The 16875-nt window shown below is 74.3% G+C and carries 2 protein-coding genes; both read left to right on the top strand.

The window, feature by feature from the left end:
- Nucleotides 1–274 precede the first annotated feature (274 nt).
- Nucleotides 275–3463: a type I polyketide synthase gene (locus tag C1701_RS26115; protein WP_103056845.1), complete on the top strand. Its 3189-nt coding sequence runs from the start codon at nucleotides 275–277 to the stop codon at nucleotides 3461–3463.
- Nucleotides 3447–16841 (top strand): SDR family NAD(P)-dependent oxidoreductase, encoded by a 13395-nt coding sequence (locus C1701_RS26110; RefSeq protein ID WP_443098137.1) that lies wholly within the window; start codon nucleotides 3447–3449, stop codon nucleotides 16839–16841. The genes C1701_RS26115 and C1701_RS26110 overlap by 17 nt, the downstream gene beginning before the upstream one ends.
- Nucleotides 16842–16875: the final 34 nt, after the last annotated feature.

Here is a 16875-nt window from a genome sequence, read left to right as displayed (position 1 = left end):
CCGCCGGGCCGGTGACCGACCTGGTCTGTCGGTCGGGTCCGCCGTGCCGTCCCGCTCCCGCCGGGACTGGGCGAACCGGTCGTCCGCCGCGCCATGGGCGCCCCCGTTCGGGCGTGGCGAGCGGTGCGGGTGGGCCGTGGTGGTCGTGCGGGGGGACGGACGGGCCGTCTCGCCCTCCCATGCCGGGAGGGGCAGCCGGTGGGGCGCGGTCCCCGGTGCGGGGCCGTCAGCCGAGGCCCGTCGACGAGGGGTCGCAGGCCCCGGCGGCCGGTTGATGGACCCGATGCTGGCGGAGTACCGGGCGGTGCTCTCCTCGGTGGTGTTCCGGGAGCCGGTGGTGCCGGTGGTGTCCACGGTGACCGGTGCACTGGCCGGGACTGGGTGGTGTGACCCGGAGTACTGGGTACGGCAGGTCCGGGAGACCGTCCGGTTCGGTGCCGCCGTGGAGCGGACTCGGGAGTTGGGGGTGTCCCGGTTCCTGGAGTTGGGTCCGGACGGGGTGCTCTCGGCGATGGGGCAGGACTGCGCCCCCGAGGGTGTGTTCGTTCCGGTGTTGCGCCGGGACCGCCCCGAGCCGGAGACGGTGGTGGGGGCGTTGGCGCGGGTGTTCGTCCACGGGACCGAGGTCGACTGGGCCGGCTATTACGGGGGGTGTGGGGCACGTCGGGTTCCGCTGCCCACCTACGCCTTCCAACGGAAGCGCTACTGGCTCCGGTCCGGTGAGCCCGCCGGCGATCCCCGGCGGCTCGGCCTCGACGCCGGCGAGCACCCCCTCCTCGCGGCTCGGATCCACAGCGCGGACAACGACGAATGGCTCTTCACCGGCAGCCTCTCCACGACGGATCTCCCCTGGCTCACCGACCACAGCGTGCACGGCACGCCCCTGGTTCCCGGATCGGTCTTCGTCGACCTCGCACTGCACGTCGGACACCACACCAATCACCCGCGAGTCGAGGAGCTCACGCTCGAGGCCCCTCTCGTGGTGTCCGCCGACGCGGAGGCACGACTCCAGGTCGTGGTAGGCGAGGTCGACGACGGCGGGCGCCGGAGCGTGCGGATGTACTCCCGGTCGGGGCCCAGCGACGACTGGGTCCGGCACGCGAGCGGCACACTGGTCGCGGCGGTCGAACCGTCGGACACCCTCGGCGCCTGGCCGCCCGACGCGAACCCCGTGGACGTCGACGTCCTCTACGAGGACCTGGACGCCCTCGGCCTCTCCTACGGGCCCTCCTTCCAGGGACTCCGGGCCGCCTGGCGCGACGGTGGCACCGTCTACGCCGAGGTCCAACTCCCCAGCGATCTCGACGTCACCGGCTTCGGGCTCCACCCGGTTCTCCTCGACGCGGCTCTGCACGGCATGGCACTCGACAGCACCGGGGAGGCGGCGCTCCCCTTCTCCTGGTCCGGGGTCTCGCTGCTCGCCGAGGGAGCCACCGCCCTCCGGGTGCGGATCTCCCGGCAGGAGTCGGACACCACCCTGCTGCTCGCCGACGACACGGGCGCCACGGTGGCGGTGGTGTCGTCGCTGACCCTGCGCCCGGCGTCCCCGGAGCGACTCGGCGCCGGCGTCCCCTCGCCGTACTCCGTGGACTGGGTGGACGCGCCCCACCCCGGCGACCAACCAGGGAGGGTCGCCCTCCTCGGTGCGGACCACCTCGGGCTGACCGCCGCCCTCGCCGCCGCCGGCCTGGGGTTCGGGGAGTACGACTCCGTTGGTCCGCTCGCCGAGGACGCGCACGCGGGCGACGTGGTGCTCACCTGCGTCGCCTCCGGTTCCGACCCGGGATCCCCCGTGGCCGAGGTGTACGACCGGACCGGGGAGGTGCTCTCGCTGCTGCGGGCGTGGCTGGCCGACGAGCGCCTGGCCGCCACGCGCCTCGTGCTGGTGACGCGGGGCGCGACCGAGGGCCACGACCTCGCGCATGCCGCCGTCTGGGGTCTCGTCCGGTCGGCCCAGCTCGAACACCCAGGTCGGTTCACCCTCCTCGACCTCGACGCGACCGAGGAGTCCTCGGACACCGTCCCCGCCGCCCTGGCCACGGCCGGTCCCCAGGTCGCGGTCCGGACGGGCCGGGTCGTCGTGCCCGTGCTCGCCCGTGCCGTGGTCGGTGCTCCCCCCTCGGGGCCTGATCCCGCGGGCACCGTGCTCGTCACCGGCGCCGGCGGCGCGCTCGGCGCCACCGTCGCCCGGCACCTCGTCACCCACCACGGGGTGCGGCAGCTCCTCCTCGCCGGTCGTCGCGGGGCGGACACCCCGGGAGCCGCCGATCTCGTCACCGAGCTCCGCGCGCTCGGTGCCCGAGCACGGTTCGTCGCCTGCGATGTGGCGCGACGGGAGCAGCTCGCCGCCGTGCTGGCCGACATACCCGATCACGCCCCACTGACCGGAGTCGTGCACGCCGCCGGCGCCCTCGACGACGGGGTCATCTCCGCACTGACACCCGAACGCCTGGCCACGGTGTTCCGCCCCAAGGTCGACGCCGCGTGGCACCTGCACGAACTGACCGAGCACCTCGACCTGTCGATGTTCGTGCTGTTCTCCTCGGCCGCCGGGACCCTCGGTTCACCGGGACAGGGCAACTACGCTTCGGCGAACGCGTTCCTCGACGCGCTCGCCAGGAAGCGGCGGGCCTCCGGGCTCGTCGGTTCGGCGCTGGCGTGGGGCCCGTGGGCCGGTAGCGGTATGGCCGGCCGGTTGACCGATGCCGAAGTCGCCAGGCTCGCCAGGGCCGGAACCCCGCCGATGACCGACGAGCAGGGGTTGGCGCTGTTCGACGCCGCGCTGCGCGCCGACGACGTGGTTCCGGTGCCGGTGCGGTTGGACCTGCCCGCACTGCGTGAGCGGGCGGCGCAGGGCGACCTCCCCCCACTGTTCGCCGGTCTCGTCCCGGACCGGAAGCGCCGGGCGGTGGCGTCCAGGGACACCGGGCGTGCCCTCACCGACCGGCTCACCGGACTCGGCGAGGCCGAGCGGGAACGTGTGCTGTTGAACCTGGTGCGCACCGAGACCGCCGCCGTCCTCGGACACCCCTCGCTGGAGGACGTGCCGCCGAACCGCCCGTTCAGCGAACTGGGGTTCGACTCGCTGACCGCCGTCGAGCTGCGAAACCGGCTCGACGCCGCCACCGGGCTCCGGCTCGCGACCGGCATGGTGTTCGACCACCCCAGTCCCGAGGCGCTCGCCACGCGACTGCTCACCGAGCTGGACCCGGGCACCGCCGCCGTCAGGTCCGCGTTCGCCGGGCTCGACCGGCTGGAGGAACTGTTCACGACGCTCACGCCGGCCGACGACGAACGAACCTCCCTCGCACGACGGCTCACGGCACTGGCGGCCCGGGTGTCCGGTGCGCCGGGGACGACCGGCATGCCGGTCAGCGAGGACCTCGGTGACCGGATCGGCGAGGCCAGCGACGACGAACTCTTCGAATTCATCGACAACAAGCTGGGTGGGCAGCGGCGATGACGGCACTGATCCCACGGGCGCAGCGGAGGGGGCACGCCTGATGGCGAACGAGGAGAAGCTGCGCGAGTACCTCAGGCGCGTCACGGTCGACCTCCACGAGACCAGCGAACGCCTGCGGGAACGCGAGGAACGCGACAACGAGCCGATCGCCATCGTCGCGATGAGCTGCCGCTACCCGGGCGGCGTCCACTCCCCGGACGACCTGTGGGACCTCGTCGTCGAAGGACGGGATGCCATCTCCGGGTTCCCCACCGACCGGGGGTGGCCCCTGGAGGAGGTACTGGACCCGACCGGGACCCGGTCCGGTGCCTCCCACACCACGGAGGGTGGCTTCCTCACGGGCGCGGGCGACTTCGACCCCGAACTGTTCCGCATCTCGCCCAGCGAGGCACTGGCCATGGACCCCCAGCAGCGGCTGCTGTTGGAGACGTCCTGGGAGGCCTTCGAACGCGCCGGCATCGACCCGCTCTCCGTTCGGGGGGAACCGGTCGCCGTGTTCACCGGCGTGATGTACCACAACCACGCCGCCACCCTCGGTGAGGTTCCCGAAGGGGTCGCGGCCCACCTGGGCACCGGGTCGGCCAGCAGCGTCCTGTCCGGGCGGGTGTCCTACGTCTTCGGTATCGAGGGACCGTCCGTCACCATCGACACCGCGTGTTCCTCCTCCCTGGTGGCCCTGCACCTCGCCACCCAGGCGCTGCGCGCGGGGGAGTGCACGATGGCTCTCGCCGGTGGCGTCACCGTGATGCCGACACCCGGTGCCTTCGTCGAGTACAGCAACCAGGGCGCCCTCGCCGCCGACGGGCGCTGCAAGCCCTTCGCCGCCGCCGCCGACGGGATGGGCTGGTCCGAGGGCGTTGGCGTACTACTGCTCGAACGACTCGGCGACGCGGTCCGCAACGGGCACGAGGTGCTCGCCGTGGTGCGGGGTTCCTCGGTGAACTCCGACGGGGCCTCCAACGGGCTGACCGCGCCGAACGGGCCGTCGCAGCAACGGGTCATCCGGGCGGCGCTCGACGCGGCCGGCCTGGCGCCGTCACAAGTGGACGCGGTGGAGGCGCACGGGACCGGGACCGTGCTGGGCGACCCGATCGAGGCCGAGGCGCTGCTCGCCACCTACGGCCAGGGCCGGCGGGCCGACCGCCCCCTGTGGCTGGGCTCGGTGAAGTCCAACCTCGGGCACGCCCAGGCAGCGTCAGGCGTCGCCGGAGTGATCAAGATGGTGCAGGCCATCCGACACGGGATCCTGCCGAGTTCGCTGCACGTCGACGCGCCCTCCCCGAGGATCGCGTGGGACTCCGGCCAGGTCGCCCTGCTCACCGAACGGCGGCCCTGGCCGGAGACCGGCGAAGCCAGGCGGGCCGGCGTCTCGTCGTTCGGCATGAGCGGGACGAACGCGCACGTCGTGCTGGAGGAGGCCGGGGGTACCGCCGAGGACGCGGTGAGCCCAGCGGACTCCCGGCACCACCTGCCCTCGGTGCCGTGGGTGCTGTCCGGCACCTCGCCTGACGCGGTGCGCGCCCAGGCCGCTCGCCTGCTGTCCCACCTGGACGAGCGCCCGGCGTCGGCTGTCGACATCGGCTACTCGCTCGCGACCACCCGCGCCGCGCTCGAACACCGGGCCGTCGTCGTGGCCGAGGACGACAGGGGCTTCCGCGCCGGACTCGCTGCCGTGGCCGAGGGGGACCCAGCTCGGACCGTCGTGCGGGGCACCGCGTCGGCCCGACCCAGCGTCGTCTTCGTCTTCCCCGGGCAGGGCACGCACTGGGTCGGGATGGCGGCCGGACTGCTGGACTCCTCGCCGACCTTCTCCGCCCGGTTCGCCGAGTGCGCCGCGGCGCTCGCCCCCCACGTGGACTGGGCCCCCGAGGACGTGCTCCGCCAGGCCCCCGGCGCGCCCGGGCTCGACCGCGTCGACGTCGTGCAACCCGTGCTGTGGGCCGTCATGGTGTCCCTCGCCGCCGTATGGCGGTCCCACGGCGTCCACCCGGCGGCCGTGGTCGGGCACTCGCAGGGCGAGATCGCCGCGGCCTGCGTCGCCGGCGCGCTCAGCCTCTCCGACGGGGCCAGGGTCGTCGCGCTGCGCAGCCGGGCACTCGTGCCGCTGTCCGGGCACGGCGGCATGCTCGCGGTCGTCCAGTCCGCTGACTGGGTCGAGGAACGGCTCGAACCCTTCGGCGGACGGCTGTCGATCGCGGCCGTCAACGGTCCGAGCTCGGTCGTCGTCTCCGGCGACCGCGACGCGCTCGACGAGCTCCAGGTCCTGCTGTCCAGGGCGCGGGTGATGCGCTGGGTGGTGCCCGGCGCCGACTTCGCCGCGCATTCCCGGCAGATCGAGTCACTCGCGGAGGAACTGTCCGACCTGCTGGACGGGGTGACCCCCCGCCCGTCCACCGTGCCCTTCTGCTCCACCCTCACCGGCGGCCACCTCGACGCCGCCCGGCTCGACGGCGACTACTGGTACCGGAACCTGCGCCACACGGTGGACTTCGAGTCGGCGGCCATGGCGCTGCTCGCCGACGGCCACCGGGTCTTCCTGGAGATCAGCCCGCACCCCGTGCTGGGCCTGAGCCTGCAGGAGATGTTCGGCGATCTCGGCGCGGTGGCGCTCGGAACCCTCCGGCGCGACGAGGACGACACGCGGCGGATGGTGCTGTCGCTCGCCGAGGCGCACGCCAACGGCGTCGCGATCGACTGGTCCACTGTCTTCGGCCCCACCGGCGCGCGCCGGACCGACCTGCCCACCTACGCGTTCCAACACCGCACGTACTGGCTGGCCTCCACCACGGGCCACCCGGGCGCCGGCGCCGGCGCCGGCCGCGCCTCGGTGCTCGACTCCTGGCGGTACCGCGACACCTGGCCGAGGACCGCCGAACCCGAACCTCGGGAGGGGACGGAACGGACGTGGCTGGTGGTCGTCCCGGCCACGGACGACGCACCGGATCTCGTGGAGGACTGCCTGACCGCGCTGGGCACCTCCGATTCGCGGGTGCTCAGGATCGGAATCGACGCCGACCGCCCGGCGATCAGCGGCGCCCTGCGCGAGGCCGTCGCTGACGCTGACGTCGCGGCCGTGCTCTCCTTGGTGGCGCTCGCCGGGGGAACCCGTGCCGAGCACGAGTCCGTTCCTCGCGGGCTGGCGGACACCCTCCTGCTCTCGCAGGCCCTCGCCGACGCCGGTCTGGACGCGCCGCTGTGGATCGCGACCAGCGGTGCCGTCTCCACCGGCCCGGCCGACCCGGTCCCACACCCGGAGCACGCGCTGCTGTGGGGCTTCGGGGGTGTGCTCGGCGCCGAACACCCGGAGCGGTGGGGCGGCCTCGTCGACCTGCCCGACCGGCTCGACGAGCACTCCGGGCGGCGGCTGCGCGGGGTGCTGACCGGTACCCACACCGAGAACCAGCTGGCCGTCCGCCCGGCCGGCCTCCACGCCAGGCGGTTGGTGCGGGCCCCGCTCGGGGACGCCCCTCCTCAGCGGACCTGGACGCCGCACGGCACCATCCTGATCACCGGCGGAACGGGTGCGCTCGGTTCGCACGTGGCTCGGTGGCTCGCCCGTTCCGGTGCCGAGCACCTGCTGCTCGTGAGCCGCCGGGGCCCGGAGGCACCTGGTGCCGCCGACCTCGTCGCGGAATTGGTTGACCTCGGCAGCCGGGTCACCCTGGTCGCCTGCGACGCGAGCGACCAGGCCGCGCTCGCCCGGGTTCTCGCGGATGTTCCCGACGAGTTCCCGCTCAGCGCGGTGATGCACACCGCCGCCCTGCTCGACGACGGCCTCGTGGACTCGCTCTCCGTCGACCAGCTGGAGCGAGTGCTGCGCGCCAAGGTCGTGTCGGCGCTCAACCTGCACGAGCTCACCCGCGACCTCGACCTGTCCGCCTTCGTCCTGTTCTCCTCCATCGGTGGCGTGTTCGGCGTGCCAGGCCAGGGCGGCTACGCCCCCGGCAACGCGTTCCTCGACGCGTTCGCGCGGCACCGCAGGGCGCTCGGGTTGCCGGCCACGTCCGTCGCGTGGGGCCACTGGGCCGGGGGCGGTATCGGAGCGGGTTCCGTCGAGGAGGGTTTCGCCCGGATCGGGCTCCGAGCGATGGACCCGGCGTTGACCGTCATCGCACTGCGACAGGCGCTGGAGCACGACGAGACCTCACTGGTGGTGGCCGACTGGCAGTGGGACAGGCTCACCAGCGCGAACACCGCGCCCAGCCCCCTCGTGCGCGAGCTGCCGGAGTTCGCGGGCGCGGCGTCGCGGGCGGAGCCGGTCGTGGCGGCCCGCGTCCGCGCGGCCACCGGTGCCGACCGACGGCGGGTGGTGCTCGACGCGGTCCGCGCCGAGGCCGCGGTGCTGCTCGGGCACGACTCGGCCGAGGACGTGCCGATGACCAGGTCGTTCCAGGACCTGGGGTTCACGTCCCTGACCTCGCTCGAACTCCGCAACCGGCTGGCCGAGGCGACCGGGCTCGCCCTCCCCGCGACGCTGGTGTTCGACCACCCGACGACCGGGGAGCTCGCCGATCACCTGCTCGCCGAGCTGGTCGGCGGCGCCCCGGCAGCGGATTCCGCGGACGCCTCGCGCCAGACCCCGGGTGCCAGCGACGACCCGGTCGTCATCGTGGGGATGAGCTGCCGGTTCCCGGGCGGCGTCACCAGCCCGGACGACCTGTGGCGGCTGGTCGTCGAGGGCACCGACGCCGTCACCGGGTTCCCCACCGACCGGGGCTGGGACCTGGACGAGCTCTACCACCCCGACCCAGGGCACCCCGGGACCTCCTACGTGGACAGGGGTGGTTTCCTGCACGACGCCGCCGAGTTCGATCCGCTCCCCTTCGGGATCTCGCCGCGTGAGGCCCTGGCCATGGACCCCCAGCAACGACTGCTGCTGGAGGCCTCCTGGGAGGCCCTCGAACGAGCGGGGATCGCGCCCGACTCGCTGCGCGGCAGCCGCACGGGAGTCTTCGCCGGCACCAACGGCCAGGACTACGGCCAGCTGTTGGTCGACGCCGGTGACTCGGTCGCCGGCTACATCGCCACCGGCAGCTCGGCCAGCGTGCTGTCCGGACGGGTCGCCTACACCTTCGGTTTCGAAGGGCCGGCGATGACCGTCGACACGGCCTGTTCCTCCTCGTTGGTCTCGATGCACCTCGCGGCCCAGGCCCTGCGGACGGGGGAGTGCTCGCTCGCCCTCGCCGGCGGTGTCACCGTCACCGCGACCCCGGGCGTCTTCATCGAGTTCAGCCGCCAGCGTGGACTGTCGCCGGACGGCCGGTGCAAGGCCTTCGCCGACGGGGCCGACGGCACCGGCTGGGGAGAGGGCGTCGGGGTCCTGGTCCTGGAACGGCTGTCCGACGCCCGCCGCAACGGTCACCCGGTCCTGGCCGTCGTGCGCGGCTCCGCCGTGAACTCCGACGGCGCCTCCAACGGGTTGACCGCGCCGAACGGCCCGTCGCAGCACCGCGTGATCCGGCAGGCCCTGGCCAACGCCGGGCTGTCCACCTCCGACGTCGACGTCGTCGAGGCCCACGGCACCGGCACCACACTGGGCGACCCGATCGAGGCGGGGGCGCTCGTCTCGACCTACGGTCGTGACCGCGACGAGGACCGGCCGCTGCTGATCGGCTCCGTCAAGTCCAACATCGGGCACACCCAGGCCGCCTCCGGGGCCGCCGGTGTCATCAAGATGGTCCTGGCCCTCCACCGCGGCCTCGTACCGAGGACCCTGCACGTCGAGGAACCCTCATCGCACGTCGACTGGACCGGCGTTTCCGTGGCGACCGAGAACGTCCCCTGGCCGGCGGTCGACCGGCCGCGCCGGGCGGGCATCTCCTCGTTCGGGATCAGCGGCACCAACGCGCACCTCGTCCTGGAACACGTCGAGGAGGACCGGGAACCCGAGCGTGAGGACACCACCCCACCCGCCGTCCTCCCCTGGGTGATCTCCGCGAAGTCGGCTCCCGCGCTCGACGCGCAGGCCGCCGCCCTGCTGGACCACGTGGACACCCGACCCGACCTCGACCCCGTGGACGTCGCGTGGTCGCTGGCCACCACCCGGGCCTCCCTCGACCACCGCGCGGCGGTGGTCGGCACCTCCCGGGACGAACTGCGGGCCGGGCTCGTCGCCCTGGTCGAGGGCGGCACCAGGTCGATCGCCGCCACCTCGGGAACCGCCCGGTTCGCCGTGCTGTTCCCCGGGCAGGGATCGCAGCGGCACGGGATGGGAAGGGGCCTCCACCAGGCGTACCCTCGGTTCGCGCAGGCGTTCGACGAGGTGTGCGCCCTGTTCGGGCCGCACCTGGCGGAGCCGCTGCGCGACGTCGTCTTCGGCCAGGGCACCCCGCTCGACGACACCGAGTACACCCAGGCCGGCCTGTTCGCCGTCGAGGTCGCCCTGTATCGGCTCGTCGAATCGTGGGGACTGGTCCCGGACTTCCTCCTCGGCCACTCGATCGGCGAGGTCACCGCCGCGCACGTCGCCGGGGTCCTCTCGCTCGCCGACGCCGTCACGCTCGTCGCCGCCCGCGGCCGGTTGATGGCGGCGCTCCCGCCCGGCGGCGCGATGGTCTCGGTTCGTGCCACCGAAACCGAGGTGCTGCCCCTGCTGACCGAGGCGGTGTCGCTGGCCGCCGTGAACGGCCCCGACTCGGTCGTGCTCTCCGGTGACGAGGACGCGGTGCTCGCCGTCGCCGGCCACTTCGCCACCTCGAGGCGGCTCCGGGTGAGTCACGCGTTCCACTCGTCGAGGATGGACGCGGTGCTCGACGACTTCCGCGCCGTCGCGGAAGGGCTCACCTACCACGACCCGTCCCTCCCGATCGTGTCGAACCTGACCGGTCAACTCGTGACGAGCGAGGTGACCGACCCGGCCTACTGGGTCCGACACGTGCGCGAGGCCGTCCGGTTCCACCAGGGCATCCGATGCCTCCGCGCACTCGACGTGCGCACCTTCGTCGAGCTCGGGCCCACCGGGGTGCTCAGCGCGATGGGCCGGGACTGCCTGGCACCCGAGGACACCGCCGGGGTGGACTTCGTCCCGGCGCTGCGCGGCGAGCGCGCCGAAGCCAGGACCACGATCGAGGCACTGACGCGGCTGCACGCCCGAGGCGCGGCTCCCGACTGGGCGGCGTTCTTCTCCGGGGCGGGGGCGCGGCGGGTCGCGCTCCCGACCTACGCGTTCCAGCACGAGCGGTTCTGGCCACGAGCGGCCCCGACCCCCACCCCCACCGTCGACCGGTGGCGCTACCAGATCACCTGGCGACCGGTCCACCCGAGACCGGCACACCACCTCACCGGTACGTGGCTGGTGGTGCTACCACCGGACAGCACCGGCCACCCCGTGGTCGACGGGCTCGCGGCTCGCGGCGCCGAGCCCGTCGCGGTGCGCGGGACGCGGGGACTCGCGGCCGCGCTCGCCGAGCACCCGACACCCGGCGGAGTCCTCTCCCTGCTCGGCACCGAGAACGAACCGGACGTCGCCGAGACCCTGGACCTCGTGCGCTCACTCGCCGACGTGCCGACCCCGCTGTGGTGCCTCACCTCGGGCGCGGTGTCGACCAGCGTCGACGACCCGGTGCGCCACCCCCACCAGGCGCAGGTCTGGGGCCTCGGCCGGGTCGTCGGACTCGAGGCGCCGCGGGGCTGGGGCGGGCTGGTGGACCTGCCATCGCCACTCACCGAGGACGCGCTGGAACGGCTCTGCGCGGTACTGGCGGACGGCGGCGAGGACCAGCTCGCCATCCGAGCCGGCGGTGTGCTCGCCAGGCGCCTCACCCGGGACGGGACGGGAGACCCCGGGGAGTCGTGGTCGCCGCGGGGCACCGTCCTGATCACCGGGGGGACCGGCGCGCTCGGAGGGCACGTCGCCCGCTGGGCGGCACGCCACGGCGCGGCGCACCTGGTCCTGGTGAGCCGACGGGGCCCCGAGGCTCCCGGTGCGGAGGAACTCCGAGCGGACCTGACCGACCTGGGCGCCCGAGTGACCATCGCCGCCTGCGACGTCACCGACCACGCCGCGCTGGCCGAGCTCGTGTCGTCCCTCGACGACGTGCGGGCGGTCGTGCACGCCGCCGGCGTCGCGCACCTGACTCCGCTGCTCGACGTGACCCCAGCCGAGGTGGACGCCGTGTGCGCCGGGAAGGTCGCCGGTGCCGCCGCCCTGGACGCCGCGTTCGCCGAGACCCCACTCGACGCGTTCGTCCTGTTCTCCTCGATCTCCGGCGTCTGGGGCAGCGGCGGGCAGGCGGCCTACGCCGCCGCGAACGCCTACCTCGACGCCCTCGCCGCCGACCGGCGCGCCCGGGGACTGGTCGCCACGTCCATCTCCTGGGGACCCTGGGACAGCGGCATGACCGACGCCGACGTCGAGGAGCGCCTGCGGCGCAGGGGAGTCCGCGTCCTCGCCACCGAGGACGCGCTCGCCGCACTGCGGCGGGCGCTCGCCGAGGACGACACGACGGTCACCGTCGCCGACGTGGACTGGCACCGGTTCGTACCCACCTACACGGCGGCACGCCCCAGCCGGCTCTTCGAGGAGCTGGTCGACGCGGCACCCGCCGGCCCACCCCAGCCGGCGGGCACCACCCGGTTCGACGGGCTGACCCCGGCGGAACGGGCGGCGACCACCCTGGAACTGGTCCGCGCCGAGGCCGCCTCCGTGCTCGGACACCGCGACACCGCCGCCATCCACGCCGACACCGCGTTCCACGAGCTCGGGTTCGACTCGTTGACCGCCGTCGAACTACGGGACCGGCTGGCGGCCGAGACCGGGATCCGGCTCCCCGCCTCCCTCGTCTTCGACCACCCGGCTCCCGCGCTGCTCGCCGAGCACCTCCAGCGGGCGTTGACCGGCAGCACCCCCGAGGCGGTCACCCCTGCCGCCGAGACCCCGGTCGGTGAGGACGCCGTCGCCGTCATCGGCATGAGCTGCCGGCTGCCCGGAGGAGTCGACTCCCCAGCCGCGCTGTGGCGGCTCCTCGACACCGGGACCGACGCGGTGTCCGCGTTCCCCACCGACCGGGGCTGGGATCTCGGCTCCGACCACGGGTACACCCCGGCCGGCGGGTTCCTCCACGAAGCCGGCGAGTTCGACGCGGAGTTCTTCGGGATCAGCCCGCGCGAGGCCCTGGCCATGGACCCGCAGCAGCGGCTGTTCCTGGAATCCTCCTGGGAGGCCATCGAGCGAGCCGGCATCGACCCCGGGACACTGCGCGGCAGCCGCACCGGCGTGTTCGCCGGCGCGGCCGCGCTCGGCTACGCCTCGGGAACGGACGGTGCCGCCGACGACGTGGCCGGCCACCTGTTGACCGGCAACGCCACCAGCGTGCTGTCCGGTCGGATCGCCTACACCTTCGGCTTCGAGGGACCGGCCGTCACACTCGACACGGCGTGCTCGTCGTCGTTGGTGGCCCTGCACCTCGCGGTGCGGGCGCTGCGCGGCGGCGAATGCACGATGGCGCTCGCCGGTGGCGTCGCCGTGATGGCCACCCCGGACACCTTCGCCGAGTTCGGCCGGCAGGGCGGCCTGGCCGCCGACGGTCGCTGCAAGTCCTTCGCCGCGTCCGCCGACGGCACCGGGTGGGCCGAGGGCGTCGCCGTCCTGCTCGTGCAGCGGCTGTCCGACGCGATCCGCGACGGGCACGAGGTGCTCGCCGTGGTGCGGGGTTCCGCGGTGAACTCCGACGGGGCGTCCAACGGGTTGACCGCGCCGAACGGCCCCTCTCAGCAGCGGGTGATCCGGCAGGCCCTGGCCAACGCCCGCCTGTCACCGGCCGACGTGGACGTGGTGGAGGCGCACGGCACGGGCACGGCCCTGGGCGATCCGATCGAGGCGCAGGCGCTGCTGGCGACCTACGGTCAGGACCGCCCCGAGGGCCGCCCCCTGTGGCTCGGCTCGCTGAAGTCCAACATCGGCCACACCCAGGCCGCCGCCGGCGTCGCTGGTGTCATCAAGATGATCACCGCCATGCGCCACGGCACCCTCCCGCGCACCCTGCACGTCACCGAGCCAACGCCGGCCGTGGACTGGGGGACGGGGGCGGTGTCACTGCTCACCGAGCCCCGTCCGTGGCCCGCCGACGGGCGCCCCCGCCGGGCGGCCGTGTCGGCCTTCGGCATCAGCGGAACCAACGCGCACACGATCATCGAGTCCCCGCCCGCCCGGGAGGAGACCCCGGCCGTCGCGGTGCCTGCCGCGCCGCTGCTGCTGTCCGCTCGCTCGGAGGGCGCCCTGCGGGCACAGGCCTCCCGCCTGCTCGCCTACTGGGACGAGAAGCCCGGTACTCCCGTCCAGGAGGTGGCGCACACCCTCGCGACCGGGCGCACCCGGTTCCCGTGCCGCGCCGCGGTCGACACCCGCGAGCCGGGTGACGTCCTCGCCGCGTTGCGCGCCCTGTCGGAGGGCACCGAGGCACCGGGCCTGACGACCGGCACCGCGGAAACCGGACCGACCGCGTTCCTCTTCTCCGGGCAGGGCTCCCAGCGGGCGGGCATGGGACGCGCCCTCCACGAGGCGTACCCCGTGTTCGCGGCGGCCTTCGACGCGGCCTGCCCGGTCCGGGACGTGGTGTTCGACGGCGGTGACCTGCTGGACCGCACCGAGTACACGCAGCTCGCCCTCTTCGGGATCGAGGTCGCGCTGTTCCGGCTCCTGGAGTCGTGGGGCGTCCGACCCGACTACGTGATGGGGCACTCGGTGGGCGAGCTGGCGGCCGCGCACGTCGCCGGCGTGCTGTCGCTGGAGGACGCGCTGACCCTGGTGACGGCTCGCGCGCGGCTGATGGGAGCCCTTCCCGCTGGCGGAGCGATGGTGTCGGTTCGGGCCACCGAGGCCGAGGTCGCGCCGCTGCTGGGGGAGGGGGTCTCACTCGCCGCCGTGAACGGTCCGGAGTCGGTGGTGCTCTCCGGCAGCGAGGCCGAGGTCATCGAAGCGGTCGCCCGCCTCGGGGACCGGAAGACCCGTCGCCTGCGGGTCAGCCACGCCTTCCACTCCGCGCGGATGGAGCCCGTGCTCGACGACCTCCGGGCCGTCGCGCGACGCCTGACCTACGCGCGACCCAGCATTCCCGTCGTGTCCACCCTGACCGGGCGGTTGGTCGACGACGAGCTCACCGACCCCTCGTACTGGGTTCGGCAGCTGCGCGACACCGTCCGTTTCGCCGACGGCATGGCCTGGCTCGACGAGCGCGGTGTCCGGAGCTTCGTCGAACTCGGCCCGGACACCGCCGATCCCTCCGCGCTCGCCGCCGCCGTCGCCAGGGCGCACGTGCGGGGCACGCCGGTCGACTGGCGCGGCTTCTTCTCCGGCTCGCCGCGTCGCGCCGACCTGCCCACCTACCCCTTCCAACGCGAACGGTTCTGGTTGGCCGCCACCCGCGAGGGGGGCACCGACGCCCGGTTCTGGTCCGCCGTGCGCCGGCGCGACCTGGCCGCCCTGGGCGGCCTCACCGCCGACCAGCCCCTCGGCGAGGCCCTGCCCGCGCTGATGGCATGGCACGAACGGAGCACCAGCCTGTCCGCGATCGACTCGTGGCGGTACCGGGTCGGGTGGCACGCGCTCCCCGACCACCCCACCGCCCGTCTCCACGGCACCTGGCTCGTGGTGTCCCGGGGCGTCGCCGACGCGTCGGTGCTCGCTGGCGGTCTCCGCGCGGGCGGCGCCCACGTGGTGGAGGTCGCTGATCCCGTCGCCGGCACCGGACACGCCGACATCGCGGGAGTGGTGGCGCTGCTCGACCACGGTGGGGACGCCGCGACGACCGTACTCAGCCTGGTCCGGGCCCTCGACGGTTCCGGGATCACCGCTCCGCTGTGGTGCCTCACCAGGGGCGCTGTCTCGGTCACGGCGGACGACGCGCCCTCGGCCCCCGACCAGGCGCAGGCCTGGGGCCTGGGCAGGGTCGCCGCACTCGACTGCCCCGGCCAGTGGGGCGGCCTGGTCGATCTGCCCGCCGCCCTGGACGACGCGGCCCTGGGACGGGTCGTGTCCGTCCTCGCCGACGGCGGTGAGGACCAGGTCGCCGTGCGCCAGTCGGGCACCTTCGCCCGGCGGATCGGCAGGGCCGCCGCCGGTCACGGACGACGGTGGCGGACCAGCGGCACCACCCTGATCTCCGGGGGCACCGGAGCACTGGGCAGGCGGGTCGCGCGGTGGGTCGCCGAGCGGGGAGCCGACCACGTGGTGCTGGTCAGCCGCCGGGGCGGCGACACGCCCGACGCGGAGACCATCCGCGCGGAACTCGCCGACACCGGCGTCCGCGTCACCTTCGCCGCCTGCGACGTCACCGACCGGCCACGGCTGGCCGACCTCCGCCGGGAGATCGAGGACGCCGGCGACCGCGTCCGGGTCGTCGTGCACGCCGCCGGCACCGGCCAGCTGACGCCGCTCACCAGGATGAGCGCGACGGAACTGGCCGACGTGCGTGACGGCAAGGTGCTGGGCGCGGAGAACCTCGACGCGGTGTTCGACGACACCACCCTCGACGCGTTCGTGCTGTTCTCCTCCATCTCCGGGATCTGGGGCAGCGGAGGCCAGGGCGCCTACGCGGCGGCGAACGCCGCGCTCGACGCGCTCGCCGAACAGCGCAGGACCGAGGGCCGCACCGCGACCTCGATCGCCTGGGGCCCGTGGGCCGAGGGCGGTATGTCCGGCGGCGCGGACGCCGAGGAGCACCTCGGGCGGCGAGGCCTGCCCCTGATGGCTCCGCACCGCGCGCTGCTCGCGTTGGAGGAGGTGCTCGCCGACGACGAGACGGCGATCGTCGTCGCCGACCTCGACTGGGCGCGGTTCGTGCCCGCCTACACGGCGCTGCGGCCCAGCAGGTTGTTCGACGAGGTACCCGAAGCGCGAGAGCGGGAGACCGCCGAGCCGGCGGTGTCCGACCGCGTCGGCGCGCTGCGCGCGGCGCTCACCGCCGCCACCCCCGCCGACCAGGACCGCATCCTGCTCGACCTGGTCCGAGCCGAGGCCGCCGCCGCGCTCGGGCACCGGAGCCAGGACGCCGTGCGGGCCCGCACCGGCTTCGTCGAGCTCGGATTCGACTCGCTGACCGCCGTCGAGCTGCGCGACCGGATCACCGCGTCGACCGGTCTGCGGCTGCCCGCGACGCTCGTCTTCGACCACCCCAACGCCGCCGCGCTCGCCGCGCGACTGCGCACGGACCTGGCCCCCGCTCCCTCCGGTGATGTCGCCGCCGAGGTCGACAGGCTGGAACGGGCGCTGGCCGCCCACGAACCCGGCCAGCTCGCCGAGGATCTCGGCAGGCGCCTGCGCGCGCTGGTGGACCGCTGGGTCGCCCCGCCGGCCACCCAGCCGGTGGCCGGCGAGTTCCAGGACGCATCACCAGAGGACATGTTCGAGATCATCCAGCGCGAGTTCGGGAAGTCCCCATGACACACACGCGCGAACACCCGAGGACGACGGTCCC

This window comes from Actinoalloteichus sp. AHMU CJ021, from assembly GCF_002895405.1.
Lineage (GTDB): Bacteria > Actinomycetota > Actinomycetes > Mycobacteriales > Pseudonocardiaceae > Actinoalloteichus_B > Actinoalloteichus_B caeruleus.
The sequence above is the reverse complement of the archived record's forward strand: the minus strand, read 5'-3'. Positions and strand labels throughout refer to the sequence as shown.

What these genes read in the sequence shown, in the direction of transcription:
- C1701_RS26115 (WP_103056845.1), top strand. Translation starts at nt 275, where the DNA reads ATGGACCCGATGCTGGCGGAGTACCGGGCGGTGCTCTCCTCGGTGGTG.